At 56.0% G+C, this 23,875-nt stretch carries 25 protein-coding genes; 13 read left to right on the top strand and 12 right to left on the bottom strand.

What is annotated here, in order from left to right:
- Nucleotides 1-28: 28 nt before the first annotated feature.
- From Q1K07_RS10260 to Q1K07_RS10270, 3 genes are all read left to right on the top strand, one after another.
- Nucleotides 29-1,540 (top strand): amidohydrolase family protein, encoded by a 1,512-nt coding sequence (locus tag Q1K07_RS10260; protein WP_300310442.1) that lies wholly within the window; start codon nucleotides 29-31, stop codon nucleotides 1,538-1,540.
- Nucleotides 1,541-1,684: 144 nt separating this feature from the next.
- Nucleotides 1,685-2,077 (top strand): RidA family protein, encoded by a 393-nt coding sequence (locus Q1K07_RS10265; RefSeq protein WP_300310444.1) that lies wholly within the window; start codon nucleotides 1,685-1,687, stop codon nucleotides 2,075-2,077.
- A gap of 112 nt (nucleotides 2,078-2,189) precedes the next feature.
- The gene (locus Q1K07_RS10270) at nucleotides 2,190-3,677 is read left to right on the top strand and encodes a sodium:solute symporter family protein (protein ID WP_300310446.1); all 1,488 of its coding nucleotides are present in this window, start codon (nucleotides 2,190-2,192) and stop codon (nucleotides 3,675-3,677) included.
- Between the two features lie 156 nt (nucleotides 3,678-3,833).
- On the opposite strand, the gene Q1K07_RS10275 is transcribed toward Q1K07_RS10270, so the two are convergent.
- The 5 genes from Q1K07_RS10275 to Q1K07_RS10295 form a co-directional block, all read right to left on the bottom strand.
- The gene (locus tag Q1K07_RS10275; RefSeq protein ID WP_300310448.1) at nucleotides 3,834-4,412 is read right to left on the bottom strand and encodes an NAD(P)H-dependent oxidoreductase; all 579 of its coding nucleotides are present in this window, start codon (nucleotides 4,410-4,412) and stop codon (nucleotides 3,834-3,836) included.
- 69 nt (nucleotides 4,413-4,481) lie between these two features.
- A complete protein-coding gene (locus tag Q1K07_RS10280) occupies nucleotides 4,482-4,964 on the bottom strand; it encodes a low temperature requirement protein A (RefSeq protein ID WP_300310705.1) in 483 nt (160 codons plus the stop codon).
- On the bottom strand, nucleotides 4,891-5,670 hold the full coding sequence (locus Q1K07_RS10285; protein ID WP_300310450.1) for a low temperature requirement protein A: 780 nt from the start codon (nucleotides 5,668-5,670) through the stop codon (nucleotides 4,891-4,893). Before Q1K07_RS10285 ends, Q1K07_RS10280 begins: the two co-directional genes overlap by 74 nt.
- A 128-nt stretch (nucleotides 5,671-5,798) precedes the next feature.
- Entirely contained in the window at nucleotides 5,799-7,265 is a 1,467-nt protein-coding gene (locus tag Q1K07_RS10290) for a sodium:alanine symporter family protein (protein ID WP_300310452.1), read from the bottom strand.
- Nucleotides 7,266-7,617: 352 nt separating this feature from the next.
- A complete protein-coding gene (locus Q1K07_RS10295; RefSeq protein WP_300310454.1) occupies nucleotides 7,618-7,911 on the bottom strand; it encodes a ribbon-helix-helix domain-containing protein in 294 nt (97 codons plus the stop codon).
- Nucleotides 7,912-8,148: 237 nt separating this feature from the next.
- Here Q1K07_RS10295 and Q1K07_RS10300 point away from each other — a divergent pair, with 237 nt between their 5' ends.
- The 3 genes from Q1K07_RS10300 (at nucleotide 8,149) to gloA (ending at nucleotide 10,962) form a co-directional block, all read left to right on the top strand.
- Nucleotides 8,149-8,733: a twin-arginine translocation signal domain-containing protein gene (locus Q1K07_RS10300; protein WP_300310456.1), complete on the top strand. Its 585-nt coding sequence runs from the start codon at nucleotides 8,149-8,151 to the stop codon at nucleotides 8,731-8,733.
- A 46-nt stretch (nucleotides 8,734-8,779) separates the two neighbouring features.
- Entirely contained in the window at nucleotides 8,780-10,363 is a 1,584-nt protein-coding gene (locus Q1K07_RS10305) for a GMC family oxidoreductase (protein WP_300310458.1), read from the top strand.
- A 62-nt stretch (nucleotides 10,364-10,425) separates the two neighbouring features.
- The gene (gloA, locus tag Q1K07_RS10310) at nucleotides 10,426-10,962 is read left to right on the top strand and encodes a lactoylglutathione lyase (protein ID WP_300310460.1); all 537 of its coding nucleotides are present in this window, start codon (nucleotides 10,426-10,428) and stop codon (nucleotides 10,960-10,962) included.
- Between the two features lie 27 nt (nucleotides 10,963-10,989).
- Here the strand turns inward: gloA and Q1K07_RS10315 are convergent, their stop codons facing one another.
- Entirely contained in the window at nucleotides 10,990-11,907 is a 918-nt protein-coding gene (locus tag Q1K07_RS10315) for a complex I NDUFA9 subunit family protein (RefSeq protein WP_300310462.1), read from the bottom strand.
- Nucleotides 11,908-12,051: 144 nt separating this feature from the next.
- On the opposite strand from Q1K07_RS10315, the gene Q1K07_RS10320 reads away from it, so the two are divergent.
- From Q1K07_RS10320 to Q1K07_RS10345, 6 genes are all read left to right on the top strand, one after another.
- Nucleotides 12,052-12,864 (top strand): FadR/GntR family transcriptional regulator, encoded by an 813-nt coding sequence (locus Q1K07_RS10320; RefSeq protein ID WP_300310464.1) that lies wholly within the window; start codon nucleotides 12,052-12,054, stop codon nucleotides 12,862-12,864.
- Nucleotides 12,865-12,976: 112 nt separating this feature from the next.
- Nucleotides 12,977-13,945, top strand: a complete 969-nt coding sequence (locus tag Q1K07_RS10325; protein WP_300310706.1) for a TRAP transporter substrate-binding protein — start codon at nucleotides 12,977-12,979, stop codon at nucleotides 13,943-13,945.
- Between the two features lie 75 nt (nucleotides 13,946-14,020).
- Nucleotides 14,021-14,626, top strand: coding sequence for a TRAP transporter small permease subunit (locus tag Q1K07_RS10330; RefSeq protein ID WP_149285509.1), 606 nt, complete (start codon nucleotides 14,021-14,023; stop codon nucleotides 14,624-14,626).
- Complete coding sequence (locus tag Q1K07_RS10335; protein WP_300310469.1) at nucleotides 14,626-15,927, top strand: TRAP transporter large permease subunit; 1,302 nt, start codon at nucleotides 14,626-14,628, stop codon at nucleotides 15,925-15,927. Before Q1K07_RS10330 ends, Q1K07_RS10335 begins: the two co-directional genes overlap by 1 nt.
- Before the next feature lie 32 nt (nucleotides 15,928-15,959).
- On the top strand, nucleotides 15,960-16,613 hold the full coding sequence (locus Q1K07_RS10340) for a 2-dehydro-3-deoxy-6-phosphogalactonate aldolase (RefSeq protein ID WP_300310471.1): 654 nt from the start codon (nucleotides 15,960-15,962) through the stop codon (nucleotides 16,611-16,613).
- A complete protein-coding gene (locus Q1K07_RS10345; protein ID WP_300310473.1) occupies nucleotides 16,610-17,536 on the top strand; it encodes a 2-dehydro-3-deoxygalactonokinase in 927 nt (308 codons plus the stop codon). The genes Q1K07_RS10340 and Q1K07_RS10345 overlap by 4 nt, the downstream gene beginning before the upstream one ends.
- 75 nt (nucleotides 17,537-17,611) lie before the next feature.
- Here Q1K07_RS10345 and Q1K07_RS10350 read toward each other — a convergent pair whose 3' ends face one another.
- Nucleotides 17,612-18,160 carry a gluconokinase gene (locus tag Q1K07_RS10350; protein ID WP_300310475.1) on the bottom strand — a complete coding sequence of 183 codons (549 nt, stop codon included), beginning with the start codon at nucleotides 18,158-18,160 and terminating at the stop codon, nucleotides 17,612-17,614.
- A gap of 598 nt (nucleotides 18,161-18,758) precedes the next feature.
- On the opposite strand from Q1K07_RS10350, the gene Q1K07_RS10355 reads away from it, so the two are divergent.
- Nucleotides 18,759-19,121 carry a septal ring lytic transglycosylase RlpA family protein gene (locus Q1K07_RS10355; protein ID WP_300310708.1) on the top strand — a complete coding sequence of 121 codons (363 nt, stop codon included), beginning with the start codon at nucleotides 18,759-18,761 and terminating at the stop codon, nucleotides 19,119-19,121.
- On the opposite strand, the gene Q1K07_RS10360 is transcribed toward Q1K07_RS10355, so the two are convergent.
- The 5 genes from Q1K07_RS10360 to Q1K07_RS10380 form a co-directional block, all read right to left on the bottom strand.
- Nucleotides 19,062-19,811 carry an SDR family oxidoreductase gene (locus Q1K07_RS10360; protein ID WP_300310477.1) on the bottom strand — a complete coding sequence of 250 codons (750 nt, stop codon included), beginning with the start codon at nucleotides 19,809-19,811 and terminating at the stop codon, nucleotides 19,062-19,064. The genes Q1K07_RS10355 and Q1K07_RS10360 overlap by 60 nt on opposite strands.
- Before the next feature lie 11 nt (nucleotides 19,812-19,822).
- Nucleotides 19,823-20,704, bottom strand: coding sequence for a glycine betaine ABC transporter substrate-binding protein (locus tag Q1K07_RS10365; protein WP_300310480.1), 882 nt, complete (start codon nucleotides 20,702-20,704; stop codon nucleotides 19,823-19,825).
- Between the two features lie 69 nt (nucleotides 20,705-20,773).
- The gene (locus Q1K07_RS10370; RefSeq protein ID WP_300310482.1) at nucleotides 20,774-21,490 is read right to left on the bottom strand and encodes an ABC transporter permease; all 717 of its coding nucleotides are present in this window, start codon (nucleotides 21,488-21,490) and stop codon (nucleotides 20,774-20,776) included.
- A 3-nt stretch (nucleotides 21,491-21,493) separates the two neighbouring features.
- Nucleotides 21,494-22,642 carry an ABC transporter ATP-binding protein gene (locus Q1K07_RS10375; RefSeq protein ID WP_300310484.1) on the bottom strand — a complete coding sequence of 383 codons (1,149 nt, stop codon included), beginning with the start codon at nucleotides 22,640-22,642 and terminating at the stop codon, nucleotides 21,494-21,496.
- A gap of 50 nt (nucleotides 22,643-22,692) precedes the next feature.
- Complete coding sequence (locus Q1K07_RS10380) at nucleotides 22,693-23,358, bottom strand: ABC transporter permease (protein WP_300310486.1); 666 nt, start codon at nucleotides 23,356-23,358, stop codon at nucleotides 22,693-22,695.
- Nucleotides 23,359-23,875: the final 517 nt, after the last annotated feature.

Here is a 23,875-nt window from a genome sequence, read left to right on the forward strand (position 1 = left end):
GCTGCAAGTACCAGAGAATGAAAGCCGGATGGACGCGCAGTTGACCGAATGCAATACCGAGAGTGAGACCAACATGCATCATGACTTGCTGATTCGACATGCCACACTGCTGGACGGTAGCGGTGCTGAACCCACCACTGCGGACGTGGCCGTGAAGGGTGACCGGATTGTCGCAGTAGGCGATTTGAGTGCTCACCATGCCAATGAAGAGATCGATGCTGAAGGTCTCGTCCTGACACCGGGGTTCATTGATGTACATACCCACGATGATACCAATGTCATCCGTACTCCAGAGATGCTGCCCAAGCTCAGTCAGGGCGTTACCACTGTGATTGTCGGTAATTGCGGGATCAGTGCTTCACCTGTGACGTTGCGGGGAGAAGTGCCTGATCCCATGAACCTGCTGGGTGATAGCGAAGACTTTACCTATCCCACTTTTGCGGCGTATGTACAGGCGGTCGAGCAAGCGCGTCCGGCCATCAATGTGGCGGCACTGATCGGGCATACCAGTCTGAGAAGCCAGGTCATGGAGGATTTCTCCCGCCCCGCCAGCGAAGACGAAATAGTCGCCATGCGCACCTTTCTGGAACAAGCGCTGGTAGACGGCGCCATTGGCCTGAGTTCCGGTCTGGCCTATCGTAATGCAAGGCAGGCACCGGACACTGAAATGGCTCCCCTGGTTGCTGCCGTAGGGGAGGCTGGCGGTATCTACACCACTCACCTGCGAGATGAATTCGAAGGCCAGGCGGATGCCATGGAAGAAGCCTTTGCCACTGCCAGCCAAGGCAAGGCACCGCTGGTCATTTCCCATCTTAAGTGCGCTGGTGCGGGCAATTGGGGGCAGGCGCCGCGAGCTTTGAAACAACTGGAAAATGCTGCACGTCAGCAACGGGTGCATTGTGATTGCTACCCGTACACGGCGGGTTCATCGACTCTGGACCTGGGGCAGGTGACGGATGAAATCGACATCACCATCACCTGGTCCAAACCTCATCCTGAACAGGCCAAGCGACCGCTGGCCGACATCGCGCTGGACTGGGGCGTTTCGCTGATGGAGGCGGCCCGCCGTCTGCAACCTGCGGGTGCGGTATACCACAATATGAGTGAGGACGACATGCGTCAGGTGCTGGCGCATCCGTTGACCATGGTGGGATCTGACGGCTTGCCCAATGACCCGCATCCACACCCCCGGCTTTGGGGAGCCTTTCCACGGGTGTTGGCTCACTACAGCCGCGACCTGAAACTGATGCCGCTCTCGGAGGCTGTGCGCAAGATGACCAGCCTGTCTGCTGCCACTTTTGGCTTGGTGGATCGTGGGGAGATTCGCCCGGGAGCCTATGCCGACCTGGTGTTGCTGGATCTGGCAACGCTGGAGGACACCGCTAATTACGACACACCAATTGCCCCGGCCAAAGGCATTGTGAGGGTCGTGGTCAATGGACTGACGGCTTACACCGATGGAACAGCGAGCAGTGAGCGCCATGGGCGCCTGCTGAAGCGCAGCATGCGGCTGGATGCAGCACCCAACACACCCAGTTGAGAATTTCCGTATTTACTTTCATTGCATTTTCGAGGATGTGGCATAGGAAGGATGGTGGCAGCGCATCACGGTAGCGTAATGAAGTCACCACTGACCTGAGTCATCCGACAACAGAACATTCATCCATTGAAGTGAGGAGACAACATGAGCATCAAACGTTATGGCGCTGAAGGCGGTGTCGGTACTGGCGGCCAGAAACTGCCATTTTCTCGAGCTGTGGAAGCCGGAGGCTGGCTGAAAGTGTCTGGCCAGACACCGATGCGAGACGGTGAAGTGGTGGAGGGCGGCATCATCGAGCAGACCCGTCTGGCGTTCGAGAACTGTCTGGCCATTGTGCATGAGGCTGGGTACTCCGTGGAAGATGTGGTTCATGTCACTGCAGTACTGACGGATGCGCGTTATTTCCAGTCGTTCAACAAGGTGTTCGCCGAGATCTTCAAGGATCATCCGCCTGCACGTATCTGCAGCGTTCAGGATCTGGTCGTCGACTGTAAGGTTGAGGTCGACATGACGTGTTACCGAGCCGATAGAGCCTGAAGAAAGAAAGTGCCGGACCCCGGCAAGGGTCCGGCACTGGGCACAGCAAACGGCACAACGTTCACTGCCCGGTCGCGGCAACGACCGGGAACGACAAGTATAAGAGGTCTGTATGAGCAGTCACCTTTTCCTTGCCACCTTTTTTGTATATGTCATTGGCATGATTGTCTTTGGCTGGTGGATTTCGCGTAATGATCGCGGCACAGGCGACGACTTTTTGCTCGGTGGTCGAAGTGTGCCGTTGTTCCTCACCATTGGTACTACCGTGGCCACCATGGTCGGTACTGGCTCGAGTATGGGAGCGGTTGGATTCGGCTACGTGAATGGCTGGGGCGGTGCGCTGTATGGCATCGGCGGTGCCATCGGAGTTCTGTTGCTGGCGATATGTTTCTCTGGCATTCGCAAAATGCGTTTCATGACCATGAGCGAGGAACTGTCATATTACGTTGGTGCCAATCGACTGGTGCGCAATGTCGTGGCATTGCTGATCTATATCGCCTGTATCGGCTGGTTGGGTGCCCATATCCTTGGTGGTGGATTGTATCTGGCCTGGATGGCAGATATTCCCTCCTGGCAGGCCAAGATCATCGTGGCCCTGGGCTTTGGCGTCTATTGTGTCGTTGGAGGCTACATGGCGGTGGTGTGGACGGACACCGTGCAGGCTATCGTGCTTTTTGTGGGCTTCTTCCTGATGGCGGCCGTGGCCGTTGTTGATGCAGGTGGATTCGAAGCGATCAAGGCCGCGGCAGACCCTTCTGCCATCAGCTTCCTTGGCATCGAAAAGATTGGCCTGATACCGGCCATTTCACTGTCGACGGTGATTGCTGTGGGCGTGCTGGCTACACCATCTTTCCGTCAGCGTATCTACTCAGGTTCTTCGGTAGGTTCCGTACGCCGTTCTTTCCTGGTCACTGGCCTGTTGTACATGGCATTTTCTGTAGTGCCGGCAATCATTGGCATGGCGACCTATGCGCTGAATCCGAATCTCGAGACCAGCAATTTTGCATTCCCTTACCTGGCAACGGAAGTTCTGCCGTTATGGCTGGGTCTGCTGCTGCTTGTCGCAGGGCTGTCGGCCACCATGTCGAGTGCCAGTAGTGATGCTATTGCTGGTGTAGCAACGCTGATTCGCGATATCTATGTATTGGTCAAGGGGCGCGCGCCTTCGGCTCAGAACGTGGTGCGTTTCTCGCGTATTGCGCTGGTAGGTACCATTGGACTGGCGCTGGCGTTTGCACTGAGCTCTGATGATGTCATTTCATATATCACGCGAATGGTTTCCACCGTGCTGGCCGGCATGTTCGTTTGTGGCGTGCTGGGACGTTTCTGGCCACGCTACAACTGGCAAGGTGCCATAGCGTCCCTGATCGTGGCCTCGGTAACTTCCTTGGCGGTGATCGCCAATGCAGACTGGAGTGCTTTCTGGGGTAACCCGAGCATTCCTGCTGTGACACTATCCGCCCTGGCTGGCATTATCGTCACGCTGTTAACACCGGCCAGCCGTCTCAGTGAAGAGGAAGCGCTGGAGCTGATCAGTGAAGAACGCAAACGTATGGAAGCAGTGCCCGAAGTGACTGTTGGCAAGGCTTCTCCGGTGTGATCTAGCGTCACCTGTGATGAGCTTGAAGGCCCGCGTTCCGGTAAGGAGCGCGGGCCTTCTTTTTCACAGGTCCGTTTTCATGGGCCTGTTCTTCATGGACCTGTTCTTCATGGACCAAAGATATATTGGGCCAAGTGCTATCATCGAGCGGTGGTCTTACAGCTGGCGCTGGAGTGTGACAACCAGGCGCTCGCAGATGGCATTGAGCTTGTTGGCATGGCCTTCATCGGTAAGGTTGCCTGACTCATCAAAAACTTGGGAAGCTCCACCGATGGCCAGCTGATCGGGAAGGACGGTGACGCCGATATTGCTTAACAGCTGGCGCAGCAAAGGTAGACCGCGTAGACCGCCAAGCCCTCCTGGAGAGGAGGATACGATACTGGCGATCTTGTTCTCATAGGGAGCCAGGCCAGGCAGGTCCCCGTCGGGTCGGGACACCCAGTCGATGGTGTTCTTGAGCAGTGGGGTGATGAAACCGTTGTACTCTGGAGAGGCAATCACCAGGCCTTGGTGTTCCATGAACACGCGCTTGAGCTGACGAGCGGCATCCGGGATGCCCTCGGCATCTTCCGTGTCGCCGTCGTAGATCGGCATGGGATAGTCACGCAGATCAATGAAGGTTGCTTCAGCACCGGCAGCTTCGACACGTTTAGCAGCCAGGCGAGCCAGATGCTTGTTGAAGGAAGCTTCGCGGGTGCTGCCTGCGAAGACCAAAACCTTGGGCTTATGGGACATGTTCAGTTCCTATCTTGAGCGTGAGGATATTGATGTGGTTGGTGCTCACCACTATCGAGGATACACAGATCATTTTGAAGATACCTGATGCTCTGTTTCAGGATGAAGCACAGGAATGTCGAGATGATTTCTTGCTACGACTGCCAGCACGATGAGGACCGTCATGCCACTGAGCCCCAGCCATGGCACGCTGACTAGGATGAGGACGGCAAAGGCAGGAAGTACCAAAGACAACGGCCCACGCAGTAAGAGACGATCACGCACGAACCACAAGCCAAGCAGGTACACGGCGACAGGGATGGCAATGGCGTAGAGGGCAACCATCGCACCAACCTCGGCATGGCCAGCGGTAACATCCACCAATACCGCGAAACCACCACCAACCGCGGCGCCAGACATATAGATGGTCAAGTGGCCGTAGCCCCAGCTGAAGGCTCGAGCAAGGCAGTACTGCAGTTGGTGCTCTTCGCGGGCGAAATTATAGCCACCACATGGCAAACACGATGACCAGAGAGCAGAACGCAGTGTATGCCAGGCCCCAGTGAGTACCATCACCGATGACCTCTGCCAGTGCCAGAGAGCCGGCCAGCAAGGTCTCGCCCAACACGATGATATTGAGTAGGCCATAGCGTTCGATCAGATGATGGCGGTGCCATGTGGTGGCCAAGTGGCGTTCGGCAATGACGGGAACACACAGTTCCATGGCGGCCCCCAGGACGAACAGGCTGACGTAAAGGCCCAGGCCTTGCGGGGCGTTGAGGCCCAGCCATACCCAGTAGCATTGCACCAGGCTGATGCCGACAGCATACGTGAGTGCTGTTTGCCGGCGTTGGCGATCATGCAAGGCTGCTCGCAACCATAGCACGACTATGCCAACACGCATGACCACGAAGCCGATCACTATCAAGCTCAGGTCCAGCTCATGGAAGAAGCGAGTGATGCCTGCGGCCATGATCAGGGCGCCACTCATGATGACCATGGTCATCAGGCGAAACAGGACGTCATCGTTATCATAGGCAGAGGCATACCAGGTGAAATTCATCCACGCCCACCAGATGGGGAAGAACACCAGCGAGAAGGTCACGACACCTTGCATGACATGATCGTCGGCAATGGAATGATGCAAACCGGCCACCGCTGAGGCGATCGCGATGACGGAAACCAGATCGAACAGCAGCTCCAGTGGTGTTGCGGCGCGATGAGGCTCGTGGGGGTCACGTGGGTGAGTCGGGCGTATGAGGTTGAGACGCAGAGGCATGTCCCTATTCCTGAGCAGCGATAGCCATCAAAGATGGTATATAGCATATGCCAAACATCATCATGTCTGCCCGGAAACGACAACGCCATGGCAATGGCCATGGCGTTGGGTACGAATGGAAGCTTGTCTTAACGCTTCTCGCTACCTTCCGGCGGTGTCGGCCAGGCGCGCGGATCAACCTTGGCGGCGAGTTTCGGGAACTGGCTCGGGTTGAAGGTCGGTTCCACACCTGCCTTGAGCTGGCGCTCGTAATCCCGGAACAGGGCGAAGGCCAGCGGTGACAGAGCCAGAATGGCGACCAGGTTGATCAGTGCCATCATGCCCATGGACAAGTCGGCGAAGTTCCAGATGGCCCTGAGCTCGGACACGGAGCCGATCATGATCATGGCCAGTACTGCCAGACGATAGATGAAAATAGCGGTGGCCGAGCGGCGCTCGCCTGCCAGGTACTCGATATTGGTTTCGCCATAGGAGTAGTTGGCAATCAACGAGGTGAAGGCGAACAACAGAATGGCGACAGCGACGAAGAAGCTACCCCAGTCACCTACATGATAAGTCAGTGCAGCCTGGGTCAACTGGATACCGTTGGTATCCCCCGTAAATAGCTCGGGGCCGGCGAGAATGATCATCGAGGCGGTGCAGGTGCAGATGACCAGTGTGTCGAGAAACACACCAAGCATCTGGATGAAGCCTTGTGCTGCCGGATGATTGGGCCGAGTGCTGGCAGTAGCTGCTACGTTGGGAGCAGAGCCCATGCCGGCTTCGTTAGAGAACAGGCCTCGCTTGATGCCCTGCATCATGGCCTGGGCCACGGCATAACCCATGGCGCCACCTGCTGCCTCGTGGAGGCCGAAGGCACTCTTGAAGATCAGGGCAATGGCACTGGGTAACTGGCTAATGTTCATCAATACCACGACCACGGCCAGAATCAGATAGAGCAGGGCCATGAGCGGCACGATCAGCTCTGCTGTTTTGGCAATGGAGCGCAGGCCACCGAAGATGATGGGAGAAACAATGGCAATCAAGGCGACACCGACCAGCCAGGTCGGCAGGCCGAATGCACCTTCCATGGCCTGAGCAATGGAGTTGGCCTGAACGCTGTTGAAAGCCAGGCCAAAGGCAATGATCAGGCAGATGGAAAACAATGCTGCCATCCAGCGCTGACCGAGACCTTGTTCAATATAACGGGCCGGGCCGCCACGGAAGGTCTTGTCGCCATGGTCGGTCTTGTAGGCCTGGGCCAGGGTGGACTCAATGAAACTTGTGGCCATGCCGACCAGAGCGGTCAACCACATCCAGAAGATCGCCCCAGGGCCGCCGAGAGCGATGGCCACGGCAACACCAGCCAAGTTACCCGTACCGACACGAGCTGCCAGGCTGGTGGACAGAGCCTGGAAGGAGGAGATGCCTTCGCCACCGTCGCGGGACCCCTTGAGCAGGCTGAACATGTGTCCGAAGAAGCGGAACTGAATACCTCGGGTCATGATGGTGAAATAGAGACCGGCGCCGATCAGGACATAGACAAGAACCTTGCCCCAGATCAAGCCGTTGCCGGCGTCTACAAAATTGGTAAAGAGAGTCGCGATGGAATCCATAGCGTGTTTTTTCCGTCGGTGTGCAGATTCGGGAGCCATTCTTCATGAATCTCCCCTGATTACAAGGAAGAATAAGGTTATGGCACATTCATACGACTAAGGTCGTAGAGCGACCGATTTGCCGTTTTCCTTGCAGAAAAGATGGATTGGCAGGCGATGGAAGAGGGCCTGTCGGTAAGCGGGAAGGCGTTACCATGGACCATTGTGGCGGTGCTGTTGCATCGAGGGATTTCCTGTCGATCTACGAGAAATGCAGGGATGGCGGGCATTCTCCTGAATCCGACGGCAGCTCCGCGAAAGAGGTGTCTAGCGAAAGAGATCTATCCGGTGCCCGTGGTCCGGGCGTCCAGAATCACCCCATCGATACATTGACGTTGCGCTGTTGTATTGCACTCTGCTGGTAGACCGCGCAGGCCACCCGCAGCAGTGATGCCAGATTGGGCACTTCACCGCGGCTGGTAAACACTTCGCTGTGTAACTGGCTGATGAACTGTGCAGTAGACAGCTGTTGACCATGGGCAATCTGCTCGAGGATCTCCCAGAACTCGTTCTCCAGACGTACGCTGGTGACACAGCCCTGCAGGCGTACGGAACGAGTGGTGCATTCATAGCGGGATGGATCAGTCGAGGCATACATGTAGCACATGGCGAACTCCAGCTGTCAGGCAGCACGATGATGGCTGCTTCATTGAGCATGTCTTCATTGACTATCAACCTGGAGGCGACAGAAGGCCAGCCGAATTAGACCATGGTCGACGTAGTAATCCGCTGTTACCTCATCTTCCCATCTTCGGACCAGGATAGTCGTTAGAGTGCGAAATTCGTTGCCGTGGCGAACCTCTTTCGTCGGATTCGCGACGATCCGCCATCGAGGAGAACAAACATGATAAGCCAACCTCTATTTCACAACCCCGTATCCCGCCGTGTGTTTCTCAAGGCCAGCGGTGGTGTGCTGGCAGGTTCGCTGGCCTTTGCCTCAGGACCGATTGCTCTGTTGGCTCCCAGCCGTAGTTGGGCGGTGTCTCTGGAGTACCTGAGCAGTCGTCAAGGGGAAGTGCTGTTGGCCGTGACCCGACAGTTATTTCCCCATGCAGGCCTTGAGGATGCGGTCTATGCGCTGGTGGTCAAGAGCCTGGATGGGAAAGCAGCCGACAGTGAGGTAGCCGAGCAGCTCAGAGCCGGGATCTCCGAACTGGATGACAAAGCGGGTGGTGATTGGCTGATGCTCGATGATGCCCAGCGTCTCACGCTGCTCAAGGAGGTGAGTGGGACGCCGTTCTTTGAACGGGTACGAGGCGATGCAGTGGTTTCTCTGTACAACAATCCGCTGGCCTTCGCCCATTTCGGGTACGAGGGAGAGAAGGGCAATTCAGGCTACCTGACCCAGGGGTTCAACGATCTCACCTGGCTACCGGATCCACCGCAACCTGAAGCAGGCTACCTGCCTTCTGAAAAGCCGAGTGCTTGATGTCCGTGGACCTGATGACAAGAAAAGCAGACGAGGAGAGGTCAGTATGACCATGACCGACAACCAGAAGACTTATGCGCTCGATGACGACAGCGTTGTCGTGGTAATCGGGTCAGGCGCGGGTGGCGGGACCTTGGCCAATGAATTGGCTCAGCAAGGGGTTGATGTAGTGGTTCTGGAAGCTGGCAAGCTGCACACTGCCGCTGATTTCCTTGCTGATGAGTGGGCGGCCTTCAGTCAGCTGTCCTGGCTTGATCCGCGAACCACGTCGGGTAGCTGGCGGCTGGCGAAGGATTTTCCTGACCTGCCTGCCTGGATCGTCAAGTCAGTGGGAGGAACCACAGTGCACTGGGCGGGCGCCAGTCTGCGTTTCCAGCCTCATGAATTCCAGGCCTTGACACATTACGGTGAAGTGGAGGGGGCCGCCTTGCTTGACTGGCCCTTGAGCTATGACGATTTGGCACCCTGGTATGACCGTGCGGAACAGCGCATGGGCGTGACTCGCACCCATGGCAACAAAGGACTGCCCGGCAACAACAACTTCAAGGTGATGTACGCCGGCGCCAAGAAGCTGGGCTATTCCTGCAACACGGGTCATATGGCGATCAACAGTACAGTACGTGATGGGCGTGCTGCCTGCCAGCAGCGTGGCTTCTGCTTTCAGGGCTGCAAGATGCAGGCAAAATGGTCGACGCTCTACACCGAGTTGCCCGCAGGTATCGCTACCGGCCATATGGAATTGCGTCCTGAATCGCATGTGGCACGCATCGAGCACGATGACCAGGGAAAGGTCAATGCGGTGGTCTATTTTGATGCCGAGGGCAATGAGCAGCGCCAACGGGCGAGAGTGGTTGCAGTCGCAGGGAATTCCATCGAAACGCCCAGGCTGCTGCTCAATTCTGCCAGCGATCGATTCCCCGATGGTCTAGCCAATGGTGCCGGGCATGTCGGTCGGCATTACATGCGTCATACGACTGGCTCAGTGTTCGCGACCTTCGAAGAACCTGTTCACATGTACCGTGGGACGACCATGGCCGGTATCATCTCCGATGAAGCACGTCATGACCGTGAGCGTGGCTTTGTCGGTGGCTACGAAATGGAAACAATATCACTGGGCCTGCCTTTCATGGCGGCCTTTCTCGACCCTGGTGCCTGGGGGCCGGACTTTACAGGTGCCCTCGATCAATATGAGCACATGGCTGGCATGTGGTTGGTGGGGGAGGACATGCCCCAAGCGACCAACCGCATCACACTCAACCGGGACGTCGTGGATCGGTTCGGCCTGCCGGTCGCCAACGTGCACTATGACGACCACGATAACGACATCGCCATGCGCCAATATGCCTATGCCCAGGGACGAGCGCTCTATGAGTCGGTTGGTGCTCAGGATATCTATGAGGTACCACCCTACCCATCGACGCACAATATGGGGACTTGTCGCATGAGCGAGCGCCCGGAGGATGGTGTCTGCAACGACCATGGGCAGAGTCATGAGATCACCAATCTGTTCATTTCCGATGGCAGCCAGTTCACCACCTCCGCAGCCGAGAACCCGACGCTGACCATCGTTTCCCTGGCATTGCGCCAGGCGGAGTTCATTGGCCAGCAGATGCGCGAAGGCGCCATTTGATCGACTCCGTCAGGTGTGTCTGGCGGTCAAGGTCTTCTTCACATCATTAAAAGGAGTATTTCATGAGCGACCACATCCAGGGGGAAGCACATCCCGGTGTTGAAGCGGCTCCCGCCCAGACGCGTGGCTTTCGCCTCAACCACTGCATGTTGCGAGTCAAGGATCCCGAGGTATCGTTGCGCTTCTACTCACGCGTCTTCGGCATGAGTGTATTGCGACGCCTGGATTTCGAGGAGATGCAGTTTTCGCTGTACTTCCTTGGCGACCTTGAAGACAGGGAGGTACCAGCGGAGGCAACGGAGCGAACGGTGTGGACCTTCCAGCAGCGTGGCCTGCTGGAACTGACGCACAACTGGGGCACGGAGAACGAAGAAGGGCGGATCTACCATGATGGTAACGCCGAGCCTCAGGGGTTTGGGCATATCTGTTTCAATGTGCCGGATCTGGAAGCGGCAGTGGCATGGTTCGATACTAATGAGGTCGAATTCATCAAGCGTCCGGACCAGGGCAAGATGAAGAATGTCGTCTTCGTCAAGGATCCGGATGGTTACTGGATCGAGGTAGTGCAGAGTGATTTGATCGGTGATATCGGCAGTTGAAGGGTGATGGGATCGACATGATGATGCTCAAGGCCGTGGCAAGCAGTGAGGCAGGCTATCACGCAGGCTGCGCGGTTTGATGCCCAGGTCGGCAAAGGTACCGACACCTTCGCCGACCAGGTTGTCTTCGCTGATCAGCCATAGCATGTCCCGGGTCAAGGGAGGCGAGGGCAAGCCTGACATCGCTCTGGCCAAGGTATGCCAGAACATCATGGGAACGGGGGCCAGGCGCGGTTCCCGTTGCAGGTGGCGAGCGACCTGCAGGATCAGTTCCCGATAGGTGAACGCGTCTGGGCCGCCGAACTCGAACAACATGCGTGGTGTATCGGAGCGACAAACCAGGCGCGCCACCGCCCCGGCCAGATCACCTAGATGCAATGGCTGCAAACGGCTCTGTCCCTGCCCGAACAGCGGTACCACCGGTAACCTCGCCAGGCGAGCGATACCTGGCAGAAAACCTCCATGCTCGGCATAGAGCGCGCTGGGACGCAAGATAATGGCTCGGGCCATTTCTGCCATCACGGCCTGCTCCCCTTCGGCCCTGGCACGAATATAGGGCGATGGCGAGTCTTGACGTACCCCGATTCCCGACATTAGGAAATACTGCTCGACTCCTGCTTGCCTGGCCAGGTAAGCCAGGCGTGAAGCCCCCTCGACATGCACATCATGGAAGTGGATGTCTTTTCCTTCCGTATAAAGGCTTACTACATTGATGACGGCACGGGCGCCCTCAAGAGCAGGCTTGAGGCTTTCGGCATCGCCAATGTCAGCCTTCCGCACTTCCAGTGGATCTCCTGGCTCCAGCTCTCCGGGCAACACATCTTCGGCGGTAGATACATGGCGTGCAACGACGCGCACGTGCTGGCCACTGTAGAACAGCTCTCTGACGATGGCGCGGCCAACGAAGCCTGTACCACCGATCACGACGATGGGGCGGGTATCCAAGGGTATCCATCCTCCACTTTGCAGATCACCAAAATAGCCTTGTCAGCCAGTGACTTCCATACCAAGGACTAAAGTCTAAAGGAATTCAGGTTCATTTTTGTTGATGCTATGTCCGACATAAAGAGAATCCCGTCGGACATGAATATGACAGTGTCTTCCCCAAAGCGTCGCATACGCCCTGATATCGCCGATGCCCTGGCCGAGTCGATTTTCAATGGTGACTACTCACCGGGAGATTTCCTGCCTCGGGAGGTAGACCTGTGCGAGCGTTTCGAGGTCAGTCGCTCCACTGTGCGAAGTGCATTGCAGACTCTGGTAGCGACGGGGTTGATTACCCGAATTTCTGGGCAAGGGTCGCGCGTTCAACCACTCGAGAAGTGGCATCTGCTGGACCCTCGCGTAAGTGGATGGCTGGCCAGCTATGCAAAACCGAACCCGGCCATTCAGCGTGAGGTATTCAGCTTTCGCGCCGCAGTGGAGCCTTATGTTGCCCGCTTGGCAGCAGAGCATGCGACTGCGGTGGATCTGCTGGCGATCGAGACAGCGTACGAAGGCATGATCAAGGCGCTGGAGAATGAAGATCGCTGTTACGCAGGGAAGACCCATGATGAATACGACGTGGCTTTTCATGAAGCCATATTTACAGCTTCGCACAATCTGGTCTGGGCTCAGATCAGTCACGTGCTCAAGCCCGCAATTGCGCTTGTGGTAGAGCGCTCCAACCAGTCTGCCAAGCGCTTGAGTGACAGCATGGAACGCCACCGTCGAGTGATGGAGGCGATCCGCCTGAGGCAACCGCAAGCGGCGGCAGAGGCTGCATTAGCGGTGTTGCAACGTACAGGGCAGGACCTGGGTCTCGAGGGTCTGCTGCGCCATATACCTGCTATCGAGACGACCTTCGATTGCAACAATGACCTATACAACAACGACCTTGTTACACGCGTACAAGAAGGATGACCAGCTCATGATGGCTAGCACCAAGCTCAAGACACTATCCAGTCTCAAGCTCCAGACCAGTCTCAAGCCCCTCTCCAAACTCAAGGTTCTTTCCGCGGCGATTCTCGCCGTCATGGCCAGTTCTGCTCATGCTGCCGAGTATGAGTGGACATTCCAGACTTCCGAAACGGCTGGTGAGCCGCAGTTCGAGATCAAGAAGGAGTGGGCCCAGAAAGTCAACGAGTTGTCCGATGGCCGCATTACCATCGAGATCCTGCCGGTCAATGCCGTGGTCCAGGCCAACCAGACGCTGCAGGCAGTACAGTCCGGTATTCTTCAAGGCCACTTGACGGATCCCAGCTACTTTACCGGCCAGAACCCTGCCTTCGGCATGATGGGCAACCTGGTAGGGGCCTGGAGCGATCCCAACGATTTTCTTGATTACATGAACAACGGCGGTGGTGAAGACCTTTACAACAAGCTGGTCGAGCCCTATGGCCTGCACTTGATCGGTGCCGGGGCAACGGGGCTGGAATCCTTGCCATCCACCAAGCCAGTGCGTTCCATCGACGACCTGAAAGGTCTCAAGATCCGCGCTCCGGAGGGCATGGTCTACAACATCTTCGAGGCAGCAGGTGCGACACCGGTCAATCTGCCGGGCTCCGAAGTCTATACCGGGCTGGAGAAGGGAGTGATCGATGCTGCCGATTACACCGTCTTTGCCACCAATCAGGCTCAGGGGCTGCACAAGTTCGCACCTTATCCGCTGTATCCGGGTTTCCACTCCCTGCCAATGGTAGCCGTGTCCTTGAACAAGGACATCTGGGACGGCCTGCCCGATGACCTCAAGTCCATGCTGGAAACGTCCGTAGATGAAATGGCCGTCGAGATGGTGGCCAAGCTCAAGGAACTGGACCAGGCCGCTGTAGAAGAGGCGAAGCAGGATCCGGATATCGAAATCATCGACCTACCGGCGGAAGAGCTCGTCAAGTTCCGCAACATCGCTAAGGATGAGTGGGCCGAATGGGCCAAGCGTAACGAGATTACCCAGGAATACTACGATTCCGTGGTGGCTTATCTCGAAGAGCACGATTTGCTGTAAGTCGGTAAATCATCCCTGAGAGGGCGGTGCCGACGCGCCGCCCACGTATTTCTCCTGTCATATCGAGGATGTCGCATGAGTGACGCGACTCGTGAGCCGCACGAGGGTTCCGTGCCCAGCGGCGACAAGCTACCCGAACACGGCCCAGACCCCGTCCGCAGCGCGTTTGACCGTGTCATTGTCAAGGCTGCCCGCGGGGCAGCATGGCTAGTCTTTCTGGCCATGGCGATCAGTGTCTATGAAGTCTTCATGCGCTATGGCTTTGACTCACCCACTTCCTGGGTTCACGAAACCGTGGTCATGCTGGTGGCTGTGAGCTTCTGTCTCGGCGGGCCGGCAGCGCTGGCGTCCAATCGCCATATCCGCGTCAAGGTGCTGTATGACTCGGTGGGGCCACGCTTTCGCTTGTGGCTGGACCGCTTCAATGACTTGGTCACCTTCGGCTTCTGTCTGGGGATGAGCTATGCCGGCTATGTGATGTTCTGGGGCGCTAGCCACAATCCTCTCGGGGAGTGGCAGCTGGAGCGCTCTGGGACCTCCTGGAATCCGCCTTTTCCAGCATTGGTAAAGGGGATGATTCTGCTGGCGCTGGCCATCATGTGTATTCAGTCACTGATCCATCTGGTGCAGTCGATCAAAGGCAAGCCAGCTCCTCAACCCCACGATGAAGGAGCCGCCTGATGGATATCGCAGACGGAACGATATTGATGGTTGGGGCCATCTTTGCATTGCTGGTTACCGGCCTGCCACTGGCCTTTATTACGGGGCTCATCGCCCTGGCGTTCACCTTCGGTTGGTTTGGTCCCATGGCACTGCCTCTGGTCACCAGCCGGGTCTATGGGTTCGTCACGGAATATTCTCTGGTGGCGGTGCCGATGTTTGTGTTGATGGCATCGCTACTTGATCGCTCGGGAATCGCCAAGGATCTGTTCAATGCCATGCGGGTATTCGCTGGCCGACTTCCTGGTGGCGTGGCGGTACAGACCATCGTGGTGGCGTTTTTCCTGGCGGCATTGTCCGGCATCATCGGTGGCGAGATCGTTCTGCTCGGCATCCTGGCATTGCCGCAGATGCTGCGCCTTGGCTATGACAAGCATCTGTCCATTGGCGTGGTGTGTGCCGGTGGCGCCCTGGGAACCATGATGCCGCCGTCGATTGTACTGATCATCTATGGTCTGATTGCCAGTCAGTCCATTGCTGATCTGTTCACGGCGGCAGTGACACCAGCCGTGGTTCTGATGCTGTCGTATATCGGCTATGTCCTGGTTCGTTGTCTGAGGAATCCACAGCTTGGTCCGCCCATGAGCGAGGCAGATCGCAATGATGGCTTTTCCAGCAAGCGCCAGGCGATCAGGGCCATTGTCGTGCCTGGACTGATTGCTGGCCTGGTGCTGGGCTCCATCTATGGTGGCGTGGCATCAGTGACGGAAGCCGCTGCCATGGGGGTGTTCGGTGTACTGCTGGCCGTCGTCCTGCGTGGTGAGTTCTCGTTCAAGACCATGCATGAGAGCCTGTCCCAGACCTTGGTGACTTGCGGTATGATCATCTGGATTGGTATAGGGGCCGCCGCTCTGGTGGGAGTCTACAACCTGATGGGTGGTAACCGCTTTATCAACGGCATGATCATGGGCCTGGATGTACCGCCCATCGCGATCATTCTGGTGATGATGGCGATATTGCTGGTGCTGGGCATGTTCCTTGACTGGATCGGCGTTGCCATGCTGACCCTGCCGATTTTCGTACCTATCGTCGAGCAACTGGGTTACAGCCCGATCTGGTTCGGTATCCTGTTTGCCGTCAACATGCAGGTTTCCTTCCTGTCCCCACCCTTTGGTCCTGCGGCCTTTTATCTCAAGGGTGTGGCACCACCGGGCATCAGCCTCAAGGACATCTTTGTCTCTCTACTGCCTTTCATTGCCCTGCAACTGTGTGTTCTCGCCGCCCTGTTATTGTGGCCGAACATGGCAATGTGGCTGGTGTAACGACGATATAAGCCAAGCAACGAGGAGTTTCGATGAACGACAACCAGCGCAAGATTCTGGACAAGGCCCTGGAGGAGCTGCCACTGGTAGCCATCCTGCGTGGCATTACACCGGATGAGGTGGAAGGTGTATGCGATGCTTTGGTGAGTGCCGGCTTTCGTCTGATCGAGATTCCGCTCAATTCTCCAGAACCTTGGGTCAGTATCGAGCGAGCAGTGGCTCACTGTCCTGATGATGTCCTGATTGGAGCAGGGACCGTGCTGGAGGAGGGAGACACTCTGCGTCTGGCCCAACTGGGGGCTCCGCTGATGATCACTCCCAACACGGATCCCGCACTGGTCAGTCTGGGCGCTGAGCGTGGCCTGGCACCGATGATCGGCTGCATGACACCAACCGAAGCACTGGCGGCTGCCAAGGCTGGCGCCAGTGCATTGAAACTGTTCCCTGCGGCCCGCCTCGGAACTGCCTATTACAAGGACATCAGTGCCATCCTGCCCAGAGGGTTGCCGGTGTTGGCAGTCGGTGGCATCGACAAGAGCAACATGGCGGAATGGCATGCGGCTGGTATCAGTGGCTTCGGCTACGGCAGCAACCTCTACAAACCAGGCCGCAGTGCTGCTGAAGTAGAAGTGGCAGCTAAAGAGCTGGTGGCTGAGTGGATGCGCTTGCAGGAGGCGAGGGCATGAGTGAACGCCTGATCGCCATTGATTGGGGGACAAGCAACTTTCGCGCCTTTCTGGTCGATCGTGCGAGTGGTGAGTGTCTCGACAGTCGCCGCTCTGATGCGGGGCTACGTTCTCTGACCAGTGCTGAGTTTCCGCACTATTGTGACGCTCAGGTGGGGGATTGGCGCCAGGGAGGAAAAGTGCCTGTGTATCTGGCCGGCATGGTAGGGTCTGCCAGAGGATGGAGTGAGGCGCCTCAGTTGGATGTACCGGCCAGTGCCGAGGATCTGGCAGCCAATGTCGTTGCAGCTCCTGGTCTGGACAATGCCTGGATCGTGCCCGGACTCAAGGAAGTGCGTCATGATCACGTGGATGTCATGCGGGGCGAAGAGATCCAGGCATTCGGAGCTCTGGCGCTGGTAGCGGCGCAGAGTGCGATCTGTTGCCTGCCGGGTACCCATAGCAAATGGGCAAGAATGGTCAACGGACGTTTGGTGGAATTCACCACGGCGATGACCGGAGAACTATTCCATGCCGTGCGTTTTCATACCCTGCCTGGAGAGCCTGCTCGGGAAGATTCTTCCCACGATACTGACGCGTTCGCTCAAGGTTTGGCCGCTGCTGCACATCCTTCTGGTGTGCTACATGCTTTATTCGAAGGCCGCAGTCGACACCTTTATGCTGGCCTTGAGGCTTGCCAAGTGAGTAGCTTTCTGTCGGGCGTGCTGATCGGGGCAGAAGTGCTGGCGCAAAAGTACCATATGCTGAAAGGGGATGATGTGGAGCGCGATGAAGCAGAAATCCTGCTGATTGGTTCCACGAGTTTAAATCCACTCTATCGTCAAGCTCTGGAGACTCAGGGTATCAAAGTGAGAGAGATCGATAGTGATAGCGCCACTTTGGCAGGACTATTGGCCTTGGCTGGTCGTCATGACGCACGGTGACGTTGTGTGCCAATGAATAGTACAAAAATAGCGGCGTTTCCTTGAAACGCCGCTATTTTTTATTTCTTCATGTGGTTATTTTTCAGCAAGTTTTCTAGAGAGTTCATGAAGAAAGTCGTGAATGATCTCCTTTGGTGTGCTCTCAATACTGCATTGGATGGCTTCATCCTTGCCTGGAAGCTCCAAGGTATTCAACTGGCTGTTGAGCATGTGTTCTCCAGAAAAGAAGTGAGAACCTCGCGTATTAAGGCGATCAAGCAAGACTTCTCGTGAGCCGTGGAGATAAAGAATATGCAGATTTGGTGCCCCTTGGCGTAGCACATCCCTATAGTGGCGTTTCAGTGCCGAGCAGCCAATCACAAGAGAGACCTTACGCGCCTGATGTTCTCGATATAGCTCGGAAAGTGTCTGTAACCACGATTCTCGATCCATATCGGTAAGCGGCTCGCCGCGAGCCATCTTGGCGACATTTTCTGGACTGTGATAATCATCTGCATCAATGAAAATAGCACCAGTTTCGGCAGCAAGCTGTCGGCCGATATGAGATTTTCCTGAACCAGATACCCCCATCACCAGGAAACTGAAGGGCATCGAAAGAAAAGGATAGTTGGAAGATATGTTCATGCGATTTTACACGAGGTTGTTTGCACGATACTGTTTCCAGTTGATGTTCACATTCTAGCATTTTCTCTAGATGTCTCTCTAGTTTTTCTAGCATCTTTGGAAAAAAATGTGATGAAGTTCGCTTCATATGGACGCAGAGAATGAGATGCCCTGGTGTGCATTTTGCGCATTGGCGGGAAATGTGTTGGGAATGGCAGTCATAAAATATTCGTCTAAGGTTTCATGCTGTAGTTGAGTGACTTTTATGTGTTTTTAATCAACAGATATATTTACTATTTTTTGTGAAGTTTTTAGTAGCGGTTTTAATTGATTTTGTATGGATAGTGGTTGTATTTAAAACGTCTATTTCAATCTTGTGTTTATTGTGCTTTGTATAATTGTGCACGGTTTTGTGTAGGAATTTTCTTATTGTTTTGTAGCTAACTTCCTGGCGGGCTTTCTTCTCTTTATTTGTCTTCGTCATTCTTGTTAATTGAGGCTGTTTCCTTAAGAAAAACAAGGGTGATGAATGAGCTTGCATTATAATTTCTCTTGCGCAGGAGAGTCCTTAAAAAAGTGGATTGTGATTGTCGCGCTTGCCTGTTGGGCGGCTCCAAGCATGGCAAAGTCGCTTGGTAAGGAGTCGTATATCGAATACGGGATCGCTTCGTATTACGCGGATATGTTTCAGGGAAGAACGACAGCCAACGGAGAGTCCTTCGATCAGGCTGCACTCACGGCAGCCCATCGCAGTTTGCCTTTTGGTACCAAAGTTCTGGTAACTCGCCAGGATACGGGGCAGTCAGTCGAGGTCACGATCAATGACCGGGGGCCATTTGTGAAAGGTAGGATTATTGACCTGTCCAAGCAGGCTGCCCGAGAGCTTGGCATGATTCATCGTGGAATCGTACCGGTGGCGCTATCATCGCCCGCCGGCAACATCAATAAAGCTACCGGTGACATAGGAGGCCTCGGTAGATAGTAGCCAGACGATGGCTGCTGCCACTTCATCTGCGTCTCCTGGTCTTCCCAAGGGGCAGTTGGGGCCAAGCTCGGCAATCCGCTCTGGCCGTCCTCCACTAGCATGAATTTCTGTGGCGATCAGCCCTGGGCGGACGGCATTGACACGGATATTGCGAGGCCCCAGCTCCTTGGACAAGCCTATGGTGAGGCTGTCCAGGGCCCCTTTGCTGGCAGCATAATCCACATATTCATTAGGTGATCCTAATTTCGAGGCCATTGAGCCCACATTGACCAGGGCACCGCCATCGGCCAGATCGCGAGCGGCCTGGCGGGCGACAAGCAAAGCGCCAAATACGTTAGTTTCCAGGACGTTCCGAATGCGTTCGGCATCCATTTCGGCCAGAGGCATGGAAGGTGCCACGACCCCGGCATTATTGACGACGCCACTGATCGTGCCGAAGTGGGTCCTGGCAGCGGTAAACAACTTGACCACATCCTCTTCCGAGCAGACGTCGGCTTGAACGGCCCGGATGCGGTCAGCGCTCCCGATGGCCCGGCACTCATTGATTGTTTCAAGGGCCGCAGCTTCATTGCCACGATAACTGAATACCACCTTGGCTCCTGAGCGAATGCAGGCCAGAGCGGTGGCTCGGCCGATTCCTCGAGAACCGCCGGTGATCACGATGACTTCATCAGAAAAGTTAGGCATGGTCTTCCATATCACAGCAGTTCGTTGGCTTCCAGAAACGTGTTGGCGACATCTTCTATGGTGCGACGCTCCACATCAACTTGAGCGTTGAGTTCTGCCATTGTGTCATCGTCCAGAAGCGCGGAAAGTTTGTTCATCTGCCCGGCCAACTCTGGATTGGCGTCTAGGGTTTCCTGGCGTACCACCGGGGCGAGCGAATAGGCCGGAAAGAAGTCCTGGTCGTCCTTGAGCACGGTGAAGTCAAAGGCCGGGATGCGGCCGTCAGTGGCAAATACCAGGCCGACATCGACTTGACCATCGCGAAGGGCAGGGTAGACGAGGCCTGAATCCATGCGTTTGACATTGCTGCGGCCGACACGGAAGTCGTAGGCCTGTTGCAGTGGGCGCCAACCGTCTTCCCTGGCATAGAATTCGGCATTCATGGCGAAGGAGAGGCTATCCTCTTCGTTGATGGCGGCGGCCAGGTCAGAAAGCGTCTTGATACCGGTTTCCTTCACGCTGTCAGAACGCATGGCGAGCGCATAGGTGTTATTGGCCTCGGAGGGTTCCAGCCATACCAGTCCTTTCTCACCATCCAGCTCCTTGACCTTGTCATAAGTGTCTTCGAGGCTCAGCGACTCGGTCACATCGTTGTAATTGATCAGGGACGTGCCGGTATATTCCCAGTAAAGATCGATCTGGCCGTTTTCCTGGGCTTGACGCAGCACCGCAGAACCCATGCCAGCTCGGGTTTCGATGTCATACCCCAACTGCTCTAGATATTGGCTGGTCATGCTGGCCAGGATTTGCTGCTCGGTGAAATTCTTGCCGCCAACCACGATCTCGTCAGCACTGGCGCTGGTGGCAGCCGTAACCAGTGCCAGGCTTGTCAGAGTGGGAATCCAGAATTTCATGGGGTGTCTCCTTGGGAAAAAAATCAGTCAGAGGGATGGCAGAGCCATATTCATTTCACGGGGCCCTGGTCATGCCCGCCCAGGGTTGATACCCCTGGGGACCACAACAAGAGCGACAAGGGCAATCAGTGCGTCGACTACCACCGCCAGGAGTGCAGTGGGAATGGCGCCTGCCAGCATCATCAACGGGTCATACAGATCGATACCAGTGAAGATCAACTCTCCAAGGCCTCCTGCACCGACCAGGAACGCGAGTGGTACTGTTCCGACATTGATGGTCAGGGCCGTGCGTATGCCTGCGAAGATGACATACAGCGCATTAGGCAGTTCCACCTTGAGCAGCTGCTGAAGGGGTGACATGCCGATGCCTGCGGCCGCTTCGAGCAGGTCGGGAGAGACTCCCTTGAGACCGGCGTAGGTATTGCGTGCAATAGGCAGCAAGGTGGCAACGAACAGACCGAAGACAGCGGGCAGGGTACCAATGCCCAGAAAACTCATGGATAGCGCCAGGACGGCAAGCGTCGGAATGGTGGTGCCAACATTGAGCACCTGCATGATGTTTTCGGCACTCGAGGACATGCGCGAACGTGACAGCAGGATACCCAGCGGGATGGCGACCAGAATGGCCAGCCCGCCGGACAGGAAGGTCAGCCACAGGTGCTGAGCGGTGAGGTACTGAATATCAGGAAGATAGAACAGTAGCTCGTCCAGCGTACCACTGGCCTGGGCCCAGGCTCCGGCAGTGAAAGTCCCGATGAGCAGTAGAAAGAGCAAGAAGCGAGGCATGGTTCACTCCCCCGCAACAGTATCGTGCTCGGCCTGGAGCCGATAGCGGGCGCCAAGGTGGTGTGTGATCGAGCGTTGAGTGATATGTCCGTGCAGATGGCCACGATCGTCGACGCAGGGTAGCCAGACCTGGTCGTGGGCGAACATGAGCGAGACCACCTTGCGCAGATCATCATCGAGGTGGGCCATGGCGGGAAGGTTCTCGAAGTGATCGCCACAGTAGCCGCTGGTCATTTCGGTCATGGCGCGACTGATCATGCCAATCGGTTGGTTGTGGTCATTGACCATGACGATGCCCATCGTATATCCGTGTTCCTGCATTACGGCCTGGGCGGCTTCCATGCTGTCGGTTGGCTTGACGGTACCAATGCCAGAAGAAACGAAGTCGCGCACCTTGACCAGGTGCAGGCGCTTGAGTGCGCGGTCTTCACCAAGAAATGATTCGACGAATTCATCCACGGGGCTAGCCAGGAGGTCGTCGGGAGAAGAGTGCTGAATCAGTCTGCCGCTACGGAAGATAGCAATTCGGTCGCCCATCCTGATGGCTTCATCAATATCATGGCTGACGAACATGATGGTCTTGTTGAGTTCCTGCTGCATCTTCAGGAACTCGCCTTGAATCACTGCACGATTGATCGGGTCAATGGCGCCAAAGGGCTCATCCATCAGCATGACGGGAGGGTCGGCGGCCAGAGCACGAGCCACTCCGATACGCTGCTGTTGACCACCGGACAACTCCTTGGGGTAGCGCTTGAGAAAAGCATCGGGTTCCAGAGCGATCATGCGCATCAGCTCGCGCGCACGTTCCCGGTAGCGGGCCTTGTCCCACCCCAGCAGCTTCGGTACCACGGTAATGTTTTCCTCGATGGTCATATTGGGAAACAGGCCGATCTGCTGGATGACGTAGCCGATGTTGCGACGCAATTCCTGAGTGTCCAGCTCAGCGGTATCCTGCCCATCAATGAACACCTTGCCGGACGTGGCGCGAATGATGCGATTGATCATCTTCAGCGTAGTGGTCTTGCCACAGCCCGAAGGGCCCAGCAGGATGCAGATCTTGCCCTTCGGCACTTCCATGTTGATATGGTCTGCGGCAACCACGGTACCCTCTGGGGTGTCGAAAACCTTTGTCAGATTTTCCAAGCGAATCATGGCGTAACCCTTGTTTTTCTTTTTGCTGTGCAGTGCTTCGAGTGCCTGGCTCAGTTCGGGATGGCGGTATTGCCCATGCCTTTCGGAGTTAGCCGTTTCTGCACAGCGAGCAGCGTATAGTCAGCGATAATGGCCAGCAGGCTGACGGCAACAGCGCCAACGATGAGCTGACGCGGGTCGGACTGGGAAATACCACGGCTAATAAAGGTGCCGAGACCACCTGCTCCAATGTAGGCGGCGATAGCCATGACGCCGATGTTAAGCACCACCGCCGTGCGTACCCCTGCCATGATCACGGGGATGGCAAGAGGGATCTCGACCATGCTCAGGCGCTGGTTCGGGCTCATGCCTATGCCGCGAGCAGCTTCGCGCAATGCCGGATCGACATTTTGGATAGCGGTGTAGGTGTTGCGGATGATGGGTAACTGCGAATAGAGCAAAACTGCGATCATGGCTGGTAGATAGCCGATTCCCTGGCCGATCAGAGACAGAATCGGAATCATGATGCCGAAGAGAGCAATAGAGGGAATGGTCACGATGATCGAGGCAACATATAGCACTGCCTGAGCGGCCCGTTTATTACGAGTGATGGCGATACCGATGGGGACACCTGTCAGTGTGGCGATGCCGACTGCCACGGCCACCAGCGCAATATGCTCCAGGGTGCGTGAGGTCAGCAGTTCAAAGTTGTCCAGGGCGTACTGCAAGAGTTCCAATCTGTCGGCTCCATTTGGCAAGTGCAGCCTGCAGGCCTGCGTGAGCGGGCTTGATGAAGTAGGGTGGTCATGTGCATCCCGCTCGGTTGATGTGTTGTGTGTTTCATTGCTTGGATGATGTAGCCAGCAATTCTTGGAGTACGGGCAGTTGCTGAACTGCTCGCACCACATGGTGGGCGAGTGAATGTCTCGGAGACCTTGCATGCCGTCATCGTGCATGCAAGAGACACATGGCATGTTGGGAGCATGGTGATGCGTCAAGTCTAGCAGAATCGCTATCTATTTGGTTTGCCAATGAATGAGTTGTTCCAGGAAGGGGGGGTTGTTCCTTTTAGATAGGGATCGTCTCTTGTTGCAAATACGAATGATTGGCAATAGAAGTCGAACGTCGTCGAACGTGTCGATAAAACCCTTTCTATCGGTCTGATAGCTGTTTTTACATCTTCACATCGCCTCTATACAGGACTAAAATGGTCCGCAATTGAAGCGAGACGGTTTCTTGCCTGGCATATCTCTT

It is taken from the genome of Halomonas sp., assembly GCF_029263665.1.
In the GTDB taxonomy this organism is placed as follows: domain Bacteria; phylum Pseudomonadota; class Gammaproteobacteria; order Pseudomonadales; family Halomonadaceae; genus Halomonas.

What these genes read in the sequence shown, in the direction of transcription:
- Q1K07_RS10275 (WP_300310448.1), bottom strand. Translation starts at nt 4,412, where the DNA reads ATGTCCCATAAGCCCAAGGTTTTGGTCTTCGCAGGCAGCACCCGCGAA.
- Q1K07_RS10370 (WP_300310482.1), bottom strand. Translation starts at nt 21,490, where the DNA reads ATGCCTCGCTTCTTGCTCTTTCTACTGCTCATCGGGACTTTCACTGCC.
- Q1K07_RS10365 (WP_300310480.1), bottom strand. Translation starts at nt 20,704, where the DNA reads ATGAAATTCTGGATTCCCACTCTGACAAGCCTGGCACTGGTTACGGCT.
- Q1K07_RS10355 (WP_300310708.1), top strand. Translation starts at nt 18,759, where the DNA reads ATGGCAAAGTCGCTTGGTAAGGAGTCGTATATCGAATACGGGATCGCT.
- Q1K07_RS10375 (WP_300310484.1), bottom strand. Translation starts at nt 22,642, where the DNA reads ATGATTCGCTTGGAAAATCTGACAAAGGTTTTCGACACCCCAGAGGGT.
- Q1K07_RS10280 (WP_300310705.1), bottom strand. Translation starts at nt 4,964, where the DNA reads ATGGTACTCACTGGGGCCTGGCATACACTGCGTTCTGCTCTCTGGTCA.
- gloA (WP_300310460.1), top strand. Translation starts at nt 10,426, where the DNA reads ATGAGCGACCACATCCAGGGGGAAGCACATCCCGGTGTTGAAGCGGCT.
- Q1K07_RS10350 (WP_300310475.1), bottom strand. Translation starts at nt 18,160, where the DNA reads ATGAACATATCTTCCAACTATCCTTTTCTTTCGATGCCCTTCAGTTTC.
- Q1K07_RS10285 (WP_300310450.1), bottom strand. Translation starts at nt 5,670, where the DNA reads ATGCCTCTGCGTCTCAACCTCATACGCCCGACTCACCCACGTGACCCC.
- Q1K07_RS10335 (WP_300310469.1), top strand. Translation starts at nt 14,626, where the DNA reads ATGGATATCGCAGACGGAACGATATTGATGGTTGGGGCCATCTTTGCA.
- Q1K07_RS10305 (WP_300310458.1), top strand. Translation starts at nt 8,780, where the DNA reads ATGACCATGACCGACAACCAGAAGACTTATGCGCTCGATGACGACAGC.
- Q1K07_RS10290 (WP_300310452.1), bottom strand. Translation starts at nt 7,265, where the DNA reads ATGGATTCCATCGCGACTCTCTTTACCAATTTTGTAGACGCCGGCAAC.
- Q1K07_RS10330 (WP_149285509.1), top strand. Translation starts at nt 14,021, where the DNA reads ATGAGTGACGCGACTCGTGAGCCGCACGAGGGTTCCGTGCCCAGCGGC.
- Q1K07_RS10320 (WP_300310464.1), top strand. Translation starts at nt 12,052, where the DNA reads ATGACAGTGTCTTCCCCAAAGCGTCGCATACGCCCTGATATCGCCGAT.
- Q1K07_RS10270 (WP_300310446.1), top strand. Translation starts at nt 2,190, where the DNA reads ATGAGCAGTCACCTTTTCCTTGCCACCTTTTTTGTATATGTCATTGGC.
- Q1K07_RS10265 (WP_300310444.1), top strand. Translation starts at nt 1,685, where the DNA reads ATGAGCATCAAACGTTATGGCGCTGAAGGCGGTGTCGGTACTGGCGGC.
- Q1K07_RS10295 (WP_300310454.1), bottom strand. Translation starts at nt 7,911, where the DNA reads ATGTGCTACATGTATGCCTCGACTGATCCATCCCGCTATGAATGCACC.
- Q1K07_RS10345 (WP_300310473.1), top strand. Translation starts at nt 16,610, where the DNA reads ATGAGTGAACGCCTGATCGCCATTGATTGGGGGACAAGCAACTTTCGC.
- Q1K07_RS10260 (WP_300310442.1), top strand. Translation starts at nt 29, where the DNA reads ATGGACGCGCAGTTGACCGAATGCAATACCGAGAGTGAGACCAACATG.
- Q1K07_RS10300 (WP_300310456.1), top strand. Translation starts at nt 8,149, where the DNA reads ATGATAAGCCAACCTCTATTTCACAACCCCGTATCCCGCCGTGTGTTT.
- Q1K07_RS10325 (WP_300310706.1), top strand. Translation starts at nt 12,977, where the DNA reads ATGGCCAGTTCTGCTCATGCTGCCGAGTATGAGTGGACATTCCAGACT.
- Q1K07_RS10360 (WP_300310477.1), bottom strand. Translation starts at nt 19,811, where the DNA reads ATGCCTAACTTTTCTGATGAAGTCATCGTGATCACCGGCGGTTCTCGA.
- Q1K07_RS10340 (WP_300310471.1), top strand. Translation starts at nt 15,960, where the DNA reads ATGAACGACAACCAGCGCAAGATTCTGGACAAGGCCCTGGAGGAGCTG.